The organism is Streptomyces sp. NPDC006624 (assembly GCF_040611555.1).
Classification (GTDB): Bacteria; Actinomycetota; Actinomycetes; order Streptomycetales; family Streptomycetaceae; genus Streptomyces.
Genome location: NZ_JBEXOM010000005.1, coordinates 194192 through 206304, shown reverse-complemented (window position 1 = coordinate 206304; position 12113 = coordinate 194192). Strand labels below are relative to the sequence as shown.

The window sequence follows — 12113 nt, the reverse complement described above, 5'->3', positions numbered from 1 at the left end:
GGCGGTCACCATCGTATCGGCAGGCCGGCCAGGAACGCGGTGAGCCGGTCGGCGAGGAGCCGGTGGTCGCGGGCCGAGTAGTGCCAGTGGCAGCCGGTGAAGTCCAGGCCGGTGGCGTCCAGGGGCCAGTGGTGGACCCCGCGGTCCCCGGCGCCGTTGCGCTCCCGGACGACCTGCTCGACCTGGCCGGTGAAGGAGCCGGCGCCGACGGCCACCAGGGTCGTGCGGGGGCCGTAGCGCGAGCGCAGCTTCTCCAGGAAGCCGCTGTAGGCGCCGCGGTAGGCGGCGGCGAGGCTCTCGTCGGTCCACGGCTCGTCCGGGCCGGGCGGGGTGGAGAAGTCGTTCGTGCCGAGGTGGACGACGACCAGCCGGGGCCGCCAGGTGCCCGGGTTGTGCCAGACGTCGTCCGGCTCGTTCAGCAGGGCCCGGTCGTAGAAGGTGCGGTAGGTGACCTCCGGTGAGCCGCCGCCGTAGTTGCGCACTATGCCCAGGCCCGAGTAGGCGTTGATCTGGTGGTCGGCGCCCAGCCGCCGGGCGGTGAGGGCCCCGTAGCCCACGTCGGCGTTCGTGGTGCGCCCCAGCTGCTCGGCGTCGCAGTCGCGGGAGGCGGAGAGGTTGCCGTAGCCGGCGGTGAGGGAGTCGCCGATGAACTCGATCTGGCGGCTGCGGGCGGCCGGCGGGGCCAGCACGGCGCCGCCGGGCGCGGCGCGGAAGCCGCCGAAGGAGCTGGTGGACCAGGGCGTGTCGTTGCGCTTGACGAGCCGCACGGTGTGGACGCCGTCGCGCAGGCCGCGGATCCAGTGGGTGGTCCTCCCGGGGGTGACGAGGGTGGCGACGGTGGTGCCGTCGACGCTGACGTCGTAGTCGGCGGCCGGGTCGTCCAGCACGACGCCCACGCCGGTGCCGCGGACCCGGCCCTCGAAGTACACGCCGGGCCAGCTGTAGCGCAGCACGTCCCCGGCGTCCTGCACCCGCCCGGCGGTGTGCACGCTCGCCGACACGCCGCCGTCGCGGTCCGGTGCCGCCGCGGTGGCGCCGGTGGAGGTGCCGAGCAGCAGCAGTGACGCCGCCGTGGCGATCAGTGTGCGCATCCGGGGCAGCGGCATGACGGTCCTCCGGACGGCGGGGCAGGTGCACACGGACGGGAGAGGAGTGACCGTACCCCGGCGCGAACGCCGCCGGACAGACCGCTTCCGGTCAGGCGGCGCGCCCCGCGACCAGCCAGGTGGACGGCAGCTCGATCCGGGTGCCGTCGGGACGGTACTCCGTGGTGACGAGGGGCAGTTCACCGCGCGCCAGGACCGTCAGACCCGCCGCGCGCAGATGCGCGGGGACGGCGTCGTCGGCGACCTCGCCGGGTGCGATGCCGTGCCGGAACACCGGCGCGAGCTTGGCGGGGGGACCGTCCGGGCCGCTCGCCAGGCCCGTCAGCACCTGTTTGGCGGCCTGGGACGGCTCCACCAGGAAGACGCGGCCCCGGGCGCCGGCCAGCGTGGCCGTGCCGTCGACGAGGTCCTGCCGGGCGTCCGGCTCGCACTGGTGCAGTACCCCGCGTACGTAGACGTTGCTGTCGCCGAGCTCCGCGTGCAGCGTCTGCGTGGCGCCCTTGTCGGCGGCGTCCAGCCGCCGGTAGGCCGCACGGCCCGCGGGGTCGGCGCGCCGGGCGTGCTCCAGGGCCGCCGCCGACAGGTCGGCGCCCAGGACCCGCGGGAAGCGGTCGGCGAGGTAGCGGGTCTGGGTGCCGTTGCCGCAGCCCAAGTCCACCAGCGGCAGCGCCGGATCGGCCAGGTACGGCTCGAACAGGGCGAGGTGCGGGCCGATGGTCAGCGCCGGCTCCGCGTCCCAGAACACCGCCCCCGGTCCCTCCGGCGCCTCACGCCAGAACCCCTCCCACGCCTCCCGGTACCGACGCGTCACACTCATGCCCAACTCCCCAGGATGCGAACGGATCCCGCCGGGTGCGACGGGCGAGTACGGTGTACCGCGCCCCGGTCACGGCGACAAGGACACGGCGCGATCCTTCACCTCCCTTTCGAGCGGGGGGTGTTCAGCGGCGCGGCAGCGTCAGCTCGAACCAGACCGTCTTGCCGGCCCGGGTCCGGCTGGTGCCCCACGCGCGGGACAGGGTGCTGACCACGCGCAGTCCGCGTCCGGCGTCGTCGAGCGGGCCCGTGCCGAGGAGGGTCGGCAGCTCGTGGTCGTCGTCCTCGACCTCGCACAGCAGGGTGTCGCCGCGCACCAGACGCAGCTGGACGGGGCGTGCGTGGGAGTGCCGTACGGCGTTGGTGACCAGTTCGCTGACCAGGAGCTCGGCGGGGGCGGCGAGCCCGGCCAGCCCCCAGTCGTGCAGCTGCTCGCGGACCACCGCGCGGGCCCGGGCGGCCTGGGCCGGGTCGAGGGCGAGTGTCCATTCGGCGACGTCGTCGGGCGCGATGCCGCCCAGGCGGGCCATCAGCAGGGCGACGTCGTCCTTGCGGCCGCCCCGGTTGTTGAGGGCGCGGATGATGGTGTCGCAGGCGTCGTCCATCGACGCGGCCGGATGGGCGGCCGACTCGCACAGGGTCGCCAGTCCCACGCCGATGTCCTCGCCGCGCACCTCGACCAGCCCGTCGGTGCACATCACCAGCCGGTCGCCGGGCTCCACCCGCACCCGTACCGCCTCGAAGGGCACTCCGCCGACGCCGATGGGCGCGCCCGTGGGCAGGTCCAGCAGTTCGCTGCGGCCGTCCGCGGCGCGGACCAGGACGGGCGGGATGTGCCCGGCGTTGGCGAGGTGGAGTTCGCCGGCGACCGGGTCGTACACGGCGTACAGGCAGGTCGCGAGGTAGCTGTCGCCGAGGCGCTGGGCGAGGTCGTCGAGGTTGCGCAGCAGCTGCGCGGGCGGCAGGTCGAGCCCGGCCATGGTCTGCACGGCCGTGCGCAACTGGCCCATCATCGCCGCCGAGTTCAGACCGTGTCCCATGACGTCGCCGACGACGAACGCGGTGCGCCCGCCGTGCAGCTTCACCGCGTCGAACCAGTCGCCGCCGACCCGCCCGAGCAGGGTGCCCGGCAGGTAGCGCGTGGCGATGTCGCAGCCGGTCATCCGGGGCGGGATGTGCGGCAGCATGCTGTCCTGGAGCGTCTCGGCGACGTTCTCCTGGAAGGTGTACATACGGGCGTTGTCGAGCACGAGGGCCGCCCGGGCGGCGAGTTCGGCGCCGGTGACGCGGTCCATGTCGTTGAAGACCGGCCGCTCCGGGTGGCGCAGCAGGATCATGAAGCCGAGGACGACGTTGCGCGCCTTGAGCGGGACGACCAGCATGGAGCGGCCGGTGATGAGCGGCCGGATGTCGCGCTTGTCGAACTGCGCGGCGATCGCGTGGCCCAGCTCCTCGGAGATGCGCGGCACGAGCACCGGCTCGCCGCTGGTCATGCACTGGAAGAACGGGGTGTGCGCCGGGAAGGGCATGGCCTCGCCGACCGGCACGACGTCGTCCCAGCGGCCGGGCTCGTCGGTGTGCTCCAGGGCCACGCGGTGCCACATGGTGGTCGTGTCGGGCACGCCGTCCGGGAAGCCCTCGCCCGCCACGACCTGTTCGCGCAGGTAGGTGCCGGCGACGTCGGTGAAGCGGGGCACCACGGCCCTGCTGACCTCGACGATCGTCCGCGCCAGATCGAGGGAGGTGCCGATGCGGCCGCTGACCTCGTTGAGGAACTCCAGACGCTCGCGGACGGCGGCGTACTCCAGGTCCTCGCCCTCGTCGCGCAGTTCCCGCGGCACGGGCTCGCCCGCGGCCAGGGCCCGCGCGGCCCGCGCCCGGCGGGCCTTGCGCTCCGCACGCCGGGCCACGCCCCAGTCCGGGGTGACCGGCACCCGGTCGTTCTGGCTGAACTCCAGGACGGGATAGCCGAGTTCGAGGACCTGGGCGACGATGCGGGCGCTCTCGCCGACGCTCATGCTGGGCAGGATCTCGGGCAGCCGGCGCGCCAGGTCCTCCGCGCCGGGGAGGTCGGTGTGCAGCGCGAAGCCGGGCGCGATGCGCTCGAACTCCCCGTCCGACGGGCGCAGTCCGTCGGCGTCGGCGGCGAGGACGAGCAGCCGCTCGGGCCCGGGACCGACCAGCGGGTAGGCCCACCACAGGACGTCGACCCGGTCGGCCGCGGGCGCGGCGAGCCGGGCACGGCCGGCGGCGGGGTACGAGAGCCCTCCGTCGAGGGAGAACTCCAGGCCCGGGCCGAGGCCGTCGTCGACGGCGTAGGAGACGGTGTCGGGCTCCCCCGGCAGGGCGCCCGATATGGGGAGCAGGTCGACCGCCGCACGGCCGATGGCCTGTTCCTTGGCGACGCCGAACAGGCGTACCGCGCCCCGGCTCCAGTGGGACACGAGGCCCTCGCGGTCGACGACGACCACGGCGAGGGGCACCCGGCCGGGCTCGGCCGCTTCCGTCCGCGTGCCGTGCCCCGCTGCGGGGCCGGGAGGTGTGTCCCTCTCGGTGCCACGGTCCATGGCCCAGGCCCTCTCTCCCCACGGATCCGCAAGATCTGTGCCAGCGTCACCACCGTACGGGGACGGCCTGTCGCGATGTGCGGCATCGCGGGAATTCGCCCGCGCGGGGGCGCACCGGAGTGCGACCCCGCGCGGTCGCGGTGTCAGCCCTCGTGGCCGGGCTGCGGATCCCGCTCGGTGCGGCCCCGGCCCGGACGGCCCGGCTCAGCCCAAGAGCGACAACCACGGGCGAGCGCGACGAGCCACGGCACGGGACCGAACGGAACGGGGATCGCCCGCACCGGTGCGGGAGCGGCAACGGCCCCCGCACACAGGCCCTTTGACGGGGCTGCTACTCGACTTGCCGAGGGTTACTCCTCGAACTCGTCGGGGCTACTTCTCCACCTCGGCGGCGAGCCGGGCGAGCAGGGCGTCGTAGATCCGGCCGAGGCCCTTGGGGGCGAAGGTCCTCTCGAAGAAGCCGCCGATGCCGCCGGCACCGGTCCAGGTGCTGGTCACGACGACCCGCGCCCTGCCCTCTCCGGCCGGGGTGACCCGCCAGGTGGTGACCATGGACGAGTTGCGGTCCTTCTCGACGAGTTCGCCGTCGGTGGGCTCGGTGACCTCCAGGAGGCAGTCGCGCACCCGCTTGCTGGTGGCCTGGAGCTTCCAGTGGACGAGGGTGCCCTCGCCGTCACCGCCCTCCCGGACCTCGTACTCGCTGAACTGCTCGGGGAGCACCTTCGCGCGCGTGCCGCTGTAGTCGGCGAGGGCGTCGAACACCGTCTCCGCGTCAGCCGCGACGATCCGCTCCGTAGTGGCCTCGACCTGCGCCATCGCATTCCTCCAGGACCTGGTTGCTCGGGGGTCGGGGCAAGCCAACCACCCCGCCGCCCGGCCGCCCAAATCGGGGTGGCCGAACCCGGTCGAACGCGTTCGGAAAACGCCCTCGCACGATCAAGGGAACATGTGTTCTATTCTGTGGTCAGTGCTACCGAGGAGGCGTCATGCGCTGGGAGAACCTCACCGTGGACCCCGAACACACCCGGGCCGATCCCGCGCTGTTCGGCGCGGACGCGGTGACGACGCGTACGTTCGACTCGCCGGAGTTCCGGGGGATCACGTTCCACGAGATCCGGGCCCGCTCGATCATCAACCGGGTCCCGGCGGTCTCCCGGATGTCGTTCCAGTGGACGGTCAACCCCTACCGCGGCTGCACGCACGCGTGCGTGTACTGCTTCGCGCGCAAGACGCACAGCTACCTCGACCTCGACACGGGCCTCGGCTTCGACAGCCAGATCGTGGTCAAGGTCAACGCGCCGGAGCTGCTGCGGCGCCAGCTCGGCTCGCACCGCTGGCAGGGCGAGCACATCGCGATGGGCACCAACGTCGACTGCTACCAGCGCGCCGAGGGCCGTTACCGGCTGATGCCGGGGATCATCTCGGCCCTGCGCGACCACGCGAACCCCTTCTCGATCCTGACCAAGGGCACGCTGATCCTGCGCGACCTGGACCTGATCCGGCAGGCCGCGGAGGTGACCGACGTCGGCATCTCGGTGTCGGTCGGCTTCACCGACGCCGCACTGTGGCGCACCGTGGAGCCCGGCACTCCCGCGCCGGAGCGGCGTCTGGACGTCGTACGCGCCTTCGGCGAGCACGGCATCGGCTGCGGGGTGCTGATGGCGCCCGTGATCCCCTTCCTCAGCGACCACCCGGACCGGCTCCGGGCCACGGTCGAGGCGATCGCGGCGGCCGGCGCCACGTCGGTCACCCCGCTGGTGCTGCACCTGCGCCCCGGCGCCCGCGAGTGGTTCATGACCTGGCTGGGGCGGCACCACCCGCACCTGGTGCCGCGCTACGAGCGGCTGTACGCGGACGGCTCGTACGCGCCGAAGTGGTACCAGCGGCGGATCACCCGTCAGGTGCACGAACTGGCCGAGGAGTACGGCATCGGGCCCACGCGCGCGCAGACGCCGCGCCGGATCCGGCCCTCCGAGCCCGCGCAGGAGCCGCCGGCGTCCGGGCCGACTCAACTGTCGCTCATTTAGGAGCATACGAGGGCAACCGAAGATCCAATCGGGTCATGAGTTTTACGGAATGAGTTCTTCCGGGGCTGCTTTCCGGGACGATGCCGCGAGGACGGTGACCTTCGCGGTCCTCCACCCCGCCGTCCTGGGAGGACTCCATGAGAAAACGCGCAGCCGCGCTGTGCGGCGCCGCCGTCGTCATGGCCGGGACCTTCACGGCCGTTCCCGCCGAGGCGAGCGCATCCGGCACCACGGCATCCGTGCGCACCGCGCCCCTCGCCTGGAAGGACTGCGCCACCGACAACTACCCCACCCTGCAGTGCGCTTCGCTGAAGGTGCCGCTGGACCACCGCAGGCCGCACGGGAAGCAGATCACCCTCGCGCTGTCCCGCGTCCCGCACACCGCCAAGACCTACCAGGGCCCGCTGCTGGTCAACCCGGGCGGTCCGGGCGGCAGCGGTCTGACGCTCGCCGGGTTCGTCGCGTCCTCGCTGCCCGAGAAGGTGGCGGCCCAGTACGACGTCATCGGCTTCGACCCGCGCGGCGTGGGCGCGAGCAAGCCCGCGCTGGACTGCCGGCCGGGCCACTTCGACCCGGTCCGCCCGGACTCCCTGCCGGCCACGCCCGCGATCGAGAAGGCCAACCTCGACCGCGCCAGGTCCTTCGCCGCCGCCTGCGGGAAGAAGTACGCGCACCTCCTGCCGTACATCAGCACCACCAGCGCCGTACGCGACATGGACGCCATCCGGCAGGCCCTCGGCGCGAAGAAGCTCAACTACTTCGGCTACTCGTACGGCACCTATCTGGGCGCGGTCTACGCGAAGTTCTTCCCGGAGAGGGTGAGGCGCCTGGTCCTGGACTCCGTGGTCGACCCGACCGACGTCTGGTACGAGGCCAACCTCAACCAGGACGTCGCCTTCAACGACCGCCACCGCGCCTTCCTGGCCTGGGTCGCCCGGCACGACGCGGCCTACGGGCTGGGCACCGATCCGGAGCGGATCGAGGCGAAGTGGTACGCGATGCGGTCGGCCCTGGCGAAGAAGCCGGCGGGCGGCACGGTCGGCGCCGCGGAGCTGGAGGACACCTTCCTCCCGGGCGGCTACTACAACGGCTACTGGCCGGTCCTGGCCGAGGCGTTCGCGGCGTACGCGAAGGACGGGAACGCCGAGCCGCTCGTCGAGGCGTACGAGGACTTCGGCGCGGTCGACACCTCCGGCGACAACGGCTACAGCGTCTACACCTCGGTGCAGTGCCGGGACGCCGACTGGCCGCGCGACTGGCGGCAGTGGCGCGAGGACAACTGGGCGGTCTACGCGAAGGCGCCGTTCATGACCTGGAACAACGCCTGGTACAACGCGCCGTGCGCGTTCTGGCCGACGGAGTCCCGGCGCCCGGTGAACGTCGCCAACGGCAAGCTGCCGCCCGTGCTGCTGTTCCAGGCGACCGGTGACGCGGCCACGCCGTACGAGGGCGCGGTCACCACCCACCGTCTGCTGGCCCGTTCCAGCCTGGTCGTCGAGGAGGGCGGCGGCAACCACGGCATCACGCTGAGCGGCAACGCCTGTCTGGACGAGCACCTCGCGGCGTACCTGTCCGACGGCACCGTGCCGCGCGGCCACGGCGAGGCGGACGCGGTGTGCGAGGCGCTGCCGGACCCGAAGCCGGCGGCCGCCGAGTCGGCGGCGGCGAAGAAGGCGGCGAAGGCGGTGAAGGGAGCCTCGAAGGGGGCGCCGGCGTCCTCGAACGGCTCGGCACTGCACGGCCTGCTCGGTTTCCGCGGCTGAGCGGCCGGCAGTCTGCTTGTCCGTCCGCCCGTCCGTCCGTCCGTCGGGGGCGCTGTCAGACCCATGGTCCACCATGGCCCCATGAGTGAGCTGACGAGGATCACCGCCCCCGACGGAGTCGCCGCCGCGGCGCAGTACAGCCATGTGGTCTCCGGCTCGGGCCGGTTCGTGGCGGTGGCCGGTCAGCTCCCGCTCGACGAGCGGGGCCGGCCGGTCGGCGAGGGCGACCCGGCGGCACAGGCCCGCCAGGTCTTCGAGAACCTCCGGCGGTGCCTCGCCGCCGCCGGGGCGACCTTCGACGACGTCGTCAAACTCACCTATTTCGTCACGGACATGGCCCACATGCCCGCGATCCGCGCCGCCCGGGCCGCGCACATACCCGACGACCGGCTGCCGGCCGCGTCCGCGGTGCGGGTCGCCGGGCTGGTCCGGCCCGAGTGCCTGATGGAGATCGAGGCGTTCGCGGTGCTGCCGGAATGACGGGCCTGCGGATACGGGAGATGACCCCGGCCGACTGCGACCGCGTCGCGGAGATCCGCGTCCGCGGCTGGCAGCACGCGTACCGGGGCCTGATCCCGCAGTCCTACCTGGACGGGCTGAGCGTCGCGGCGGACGCCGAGCGGCGCCGCGCGTCTCTCACCCGGGCCGACGGCGGTGTGGTGAACCTGGTCGCCGAGGACGCGGGCGGTGAGGTCGTCGGCTGGGCCTGCCACGGACCGTACCGGGACGGCGAAGTCCTCAGCGCGGACGGCGAGTTGTACGCCCTCTACGTCCACCCGGACCACGTCGGCCGGGGCGCGGGCCGGGCCCTGCTCGCGGAGTCCGCCACGCGCTGCGCCGCCGCGGGCCACGGCCGTCTCCTGCTGTGGGTGCTCAAGGAGAACGTCCGGGCCCGCCGCTTCTACGAACGGGCCGGTCTGCGGCCGGACGGCGCACAGGAGCCCTTCGAGGTGGAGGGGGTGGCGGTGCCGGAGGTGCGCTACGCCAGGCCGCTGTGACTCACCTCTGTTTCGGAATCCGCCCCAGGGCCCGTACCGCCGCCTCCGCCAGGGCCGGATGCGCCAGGGCCTCGTTCAGCACGGGTCGGGCCCGGGTGTCCCCCAGCGTGCCCAGGCCGTCCACGCAGGCGAGGGCCACGCGGCGGTAGGGGTCGTGCGGGCGCAATCGGCGCCGGAGCGTGGTGATCAGCGCGGGCACGGCCTCCGGGGCGCGCAGCTCGACCAGGAGGCGGACCGGGTGCAGGGCGTAGGCGACGCGCAGCTCGTTGGTGGCGAGGGCGGCGGCGGCGCGGGCCGTGCGCGGGTCGCCGAGGCGGGCCAGGGCGTGGGCCGCGGAGGCGCAGCGGGGCGGGTCACGGTGGTTGAGCAGCAGCACCAGGGCCTCGAAGGCCCGCCGGTCCCGGGCGAGCCCCAGCCGGAACGCGGCCAGCTCCCGCGCCCAGAGGGGCTGCCCGGGTTCGGTCAGCACCGCCGCCAGGGCGTCGAGGTCGCCGGTCGCCACGAGCCGCTCGAACGCGGGCGGTGCCCCCGACTCCTGCCGTAAGCGCTCCGTGAGTGATCGCAACTCTTCGTCCATGACGGAGAGGTTAGGCGGGCCGTGAGCCGCGCGGGACGTACATCACAAACACGGGGGCTGGCGCGCTCGTTACCCGCCAGTTAAGCTCAGACGAGCGAGTTACCCACTCGCATCGCTCGCGGCGGTCTGGTGACGCGGCCACCGTGAGAGCAGTCGGTTCGGTACGTCAGGTACCGCAGGACGACTCGGCCCCGGGACAGGGCCGGTCGGACCGCCGATCCCCCTCGGGCGTGTGCACGCCCGCGGAGACGGCATCCGGGCGTGTGCGCATCGCAGCCCGGCCCACACCCGCACTCCTCACGCACTTCCCGGTGCGCCGAGGCCCGGCTCCCGCCGGGCCGTGTCCGGCGCACCCGGGGCGCGTTCCCCGTCGTCACCCTCATCCTGGAGTCCCGCGATGGCCACTCCCCTTTCCGACTCGTCCCCGTCCCCGCTGCGCACCGTCGCCGTCGTCGGCCTCGGCACGATGGGCACCGGCATCGCCGAGGTCCTCGCCCAGGCCGGCCGCGAGGTCGTCGGCATCGACATCAGCGAGGCCCAGGCCGCCAAGTGCGTCGCCGCCCTGGAGGCCTCCACGGCCCGCGGCGTCGAGCGCGGACGGCTCACCGAGCAGGACCGCGCCGGCATCCTGGCCCGCGTCCGCACCTCCGCCGACCTGCGGGCCGCGGCCGACGCCGACCTGGTCATCGAGGTGGCGCCGGAGTCGTACGAGGTCAAGCAGCAGATCTTCCGGGAGCTCGACGGGATCGTGCGCCCCGAGACGATCCTGGCGACCGGCACCAACGCCCTGTCCGTGACCCGGCTGGCCGCCGACTCGGCGCGTCCCGAGCGGGTGCTGGGCCTGCACTTCTTCAACCCGGCCCCGGCGATGCGCCTGGTCGAGGTCGTCTCCTCGGTGCTGACCGCGCCGGCCGCCGTCAGCGCGGTCACCGACCTCGCGCTCGACCTGGGCAAGGAGCCCGTCGCGGTCGGCGACCGGCCCGGCTTCGTCGCCGACGGCCTGCTGTTCGGCTACCTCAACCAGGCCGCCGCGATGTACGAGGCGAAGTACGCCTCCCGCGAGGACATCGACGCCGCGATGCGGCTGGGCTGCGGGCTGCCCATGGGCCCGCTGGCGCTGCTCGACCTGATCGGCGTGGACACCGCGCGCACGGTCCTGGAGGCCATGTACGCCGAGTCGCGGGACCGGCTGCACGCCCCCGCGCCGATCCTGAAGCAGCTCAGCGAGGCCGGTCTGACGGGCCGCAAGGCGGGGCGCGGCTTCTACACCTACGAGGCGCCCGGCAGCGGCACGGTCGTGCGGGACGCGCTGACCCCGCTCGACGGCGGTGACCTGGTCGCCGGCCGTCCGGTCCGCTCGGTGGGCGTCGCGGGCTCGGGCACCATGGCCTCCGGCATCGCCGAGGTCTTCGCCAAGGCCGGGTACCAGGTCGTGCTGGCCGCCCGCAGCGAGGAGAAGGCCCGGACCGCCAAGGCCCGGATCGGCAAGTCCCTGTCCCGCTCGGTCGACAAGGGCCGGATGACCGCGGAGGCCGCCGCCGAGACCCTGGACCGCATCACGGCCACGGGCACGTACGACGACTTCGCCGGTGTCGACCTGGCGGTGGAGGCGGTCGCCGAGGACCTGGAGGTCAAGCGGCAGCTGTTCGCCGCGCTGGACAAGGTGTGCAAGCCGGGCGCGATCCTGGCGACCACCACCTCGTCCCTGCCGGTCGTCGCCTGCGCCCGGGCCACCTCGCGCCCGCAGGACGTGATCGGCATGCACTTCTTCAACCCGGCGCCGGCCATGAAGCTGGTCGAGGTCGTGCGGACGGTGCTGACCGCCGACGACGTGCACGCGACGGTCCGCGAGGTGTGCGGGCGGATCCGCAAGCACCCCGTCGACTGCGGCGACCGCGCGGGCTTCATCGTGAACGCGCTGCTGTTCCCGTACCTCAACAACGCGATCAAGATGGTCCAGGAGCACTACGCCTCCCTCGACGACATCGACGCGGCGATGAAGCTGGGCGGCGGCTACCCGATGGGCCCGTTCGAGCTGCTGGACGTCGTCGGGCTCGACGTCTCGCTCGCGATCGAGAAGGTCCTGCACCGCGAGTTCCGCGACCCCGGGCTCGCCCCGGCGCCGCTGCTGGAGCACCTGGTGGCCGCGGGCTGCCTCGGCCGCAAGACCGGCCGTGGCTTCCGCGAATATGCCAAGCGCTGAGCGTCCCGGCGACCGGTTCCGGTCCGGCTCCGAGTGGGGCGGCCTGCTCGGCCCGG

10 protein-coding genes are annotated in these 12113 nt (G+C 73.5%); 5 read left to right on the top strand and 5 right to left on the bottom strand.

From position 1 onward, the window contains the following. Positions 1 to 5: 5 nt before the first annotated feature. From ABZY20_RS11660 to ABZY20_RS11645, 4 genes are all read right to left on the bottom strand, one after another. The gene (locus ABZY20_RS11660; RefSeq protein WP_356440099.1) at positions 6 to 1106 is read right to left on the bottom strand and encodes an SGNH/GDSL hydrolase family protein; all 1101 of its coding nucleotides are present in this window, start codon (positions 1104 to 1106) and stop codon (positions 6 to 8) included. Between the two features lie 91 nt (positions 1107 to 1197). Next, entirely contained in the window at positions 1198 to 1923 is a 726-nt protein-coding gene (locus tag ABZY20_RS11655; RefSeq protein WP_356440096.1) for a methyltransferase domain-containing protein, read from the bottom strand. Positions 1924 to 2047: 124 nt separating this feature from the next. Further along, positions 2048 to 4489, bottom strand: coding sequence for a SpoIIE family protein phosphatase (locus tag ABZY20_RS11650; protein ID WP_356440094.1), 2442 nt, complete (start codon positions 4487 to 4489; stop codon positions 2048 to 2050). Between the two features lie 372 nt (positions 4490 to 4861). Beyond that, entirely contained in the window at positions 4862 to 5305 is a 444-nt protein-coding gene (locus ABZY20_RS11645) for an SRPBCC family protein (protein ID WP_356440091.1), read from the bottom strand. A gap of 170 nt (positions 5306 to 5475) precedes the next feature. On the opposite strand from ABZY20_RS11645, the gene ABZY20_RS11640 reads away from it, so the two are divergent. From ABZY20_RS11640 to ABZY20_RS11625, 4 genes are all read left to right on the top strand, one after another. Then, entirely contained in the window at positions 5476 to 6516 is a 1041-nt protein-coding gene (locus ABZY20_RS11640) for an Rv2578c family radical SAM protein (RefSeq protein ID WP_356440088.1), read from the top strand. Between the two features lie 137 nt (positions 6517 to 6653). Then, positions 6654 to 8279, top strand: a complete 1626-nt coding sequence (locus ABZY20_RS11635) for an alpha/beta hydrolase (RefSeq protein WP_356440085.1) — start codon at positions 6654 to 6656, stop codon at positions 8277 to 8279. An 81-nt stretch (positions 8280 to 8360) separates the two neighbouring features. Beyond that, the gene (locus ABZY20_RS11630) at positions 8361 to 8759 is read left to right on the top strand and encodes a RidA family protein (RefSeq protein ID WP_356440082.1); all 399 of its coding nucleotides are present in this window, start codon (positions 8361 to 8363) and stop codon (positions 8757 to 8759) included. Further along, positions 8756 to 9277, top strand: a complete 522-nt coding sequence (locus tag ABZY20_RS11625) for a GNAT family N-acetyltransferase (RefSeq protein WP_356440079.1) — start codon at positions 8756 to 8758, stop codon at positions 9275 to 9277. The genes ABZY20_RS11630 and ABZY20_RS11625 overlap by 4 nt, the downstream gene beginning before the upstream one ends. A 1-nt stretch (position 9278) precedes the next feature. On the opposite strand, the gene ABZY20_RS11620 is transcribed toward ABZY20_RS11625, so the two are convergent. Continuing rightward, positions 9279 to 9854: an adenylosuccinate lyase gene (locus ABZY20_RS11620; RefSeq protein WP_356440076.1), complete on the bottom strand. Its 576-nt coding sequence runs from the start codon at positions 9852 to 9854 to the stop codon at positions 9279 to 9281. 397 nt (positions 9855 to 10251) lie between these two features. Between ABZY20_RS11620 and ABZY20_RS11615 the strand changes: the two genes are divergently transcribed. Next, on the top strand, positions 10252 to 12057 hold the full coding sequence (locus tag ABZY20_RS11615; protein WP_356440073.1) for a 3-hydroxybutyryl-CoA dehydrogenase: 1806 nt from the start codon (positions 10252 to 10254) through the stop codon (positions 12055 to 12057). Positions 12058 to 12113: the final 56 nt, after the last annotated feature.

What these genes read in the sequence shown, in the direction of transcription:
- ABZY20_RS11615 (WP_356440073.1), top strand. Translation starts at nt 10,252, where the DNA reads ATGGCCACTCCCCTTTCCGACTCGTCCCCGTCCCCGCTGCGCACCGTC.
- ABZY20_RS11655 (WP_356440096.1), bottom strand. Translation starts at nt 1,923, where the DNA reads ATGAGTGTGACGCGTCGGTACCGGGAGGCGTGGGAGGGGTTCTGGCGT.
- ABZY20_RS11660 (WP_356440099.1), bottom strand. Translation starts at nt 1,106, where the DNA reads ATGCCGCTGCCCCGGATGCGCACACTGATCGCCACGGCGGCGTCACTG.
- ABZY20_RS11645 (WP_356440091.1), bottom strand. Translation starts at nt 5,305, where the DNA reads ATGGCGCAGGTCGAGGCCACTACGGAGCGGATCGTCGCGGCTGACGCG.
- ABZY20_RS11635 (WP_356440085.1), top strand. Translation starts at nt 6,654, where the DNA reads ATGAGAAAACGCGCAGCCGCGCTGTGCGGCGCCGCCGTCGTCATGGCC.
- ABZY20_RS11625 (WP_356440079.1), top strand. Translation starts at nt 8,756, where the DNA reads ATGACGGGCCTGCGGATACGGGAGATGACCCCGGCCGACTGCGACCGC.
- ABZY20_RS11630 (WP_356440082.1), top strand. Translation starts at nt 8,361, where the DNA reads ATGAGTGAGCTGACGAGGATCACCGCCCCCGACGGAGTCGCCGCCGCG.
- ABZY20_RS11650 (WP_356440094.1), bottom strand. Translation starts at nt 4,489, where the DNA reads ATGGACCGTGGCACCGAGAGGGACACACCTCCCGGCCCCGCAGCGGGG.
- ABZY20_RS11620 (WP_356440076.1), bottom strand. Translation starts at nt 9,854, where the DNA reads ATGGACGAAGAGTTGCGATCACTCACGGAGCGCTTACGGCAGGAGTCG.
- ABZY20_RS11640 (WP_356440088.1), top strand. Translation starts at nt 5,476, where the DNA reads ATGCGCTGGGAGAACCTCACCGTGGACCCCGAACACACCCGGGCCGAT.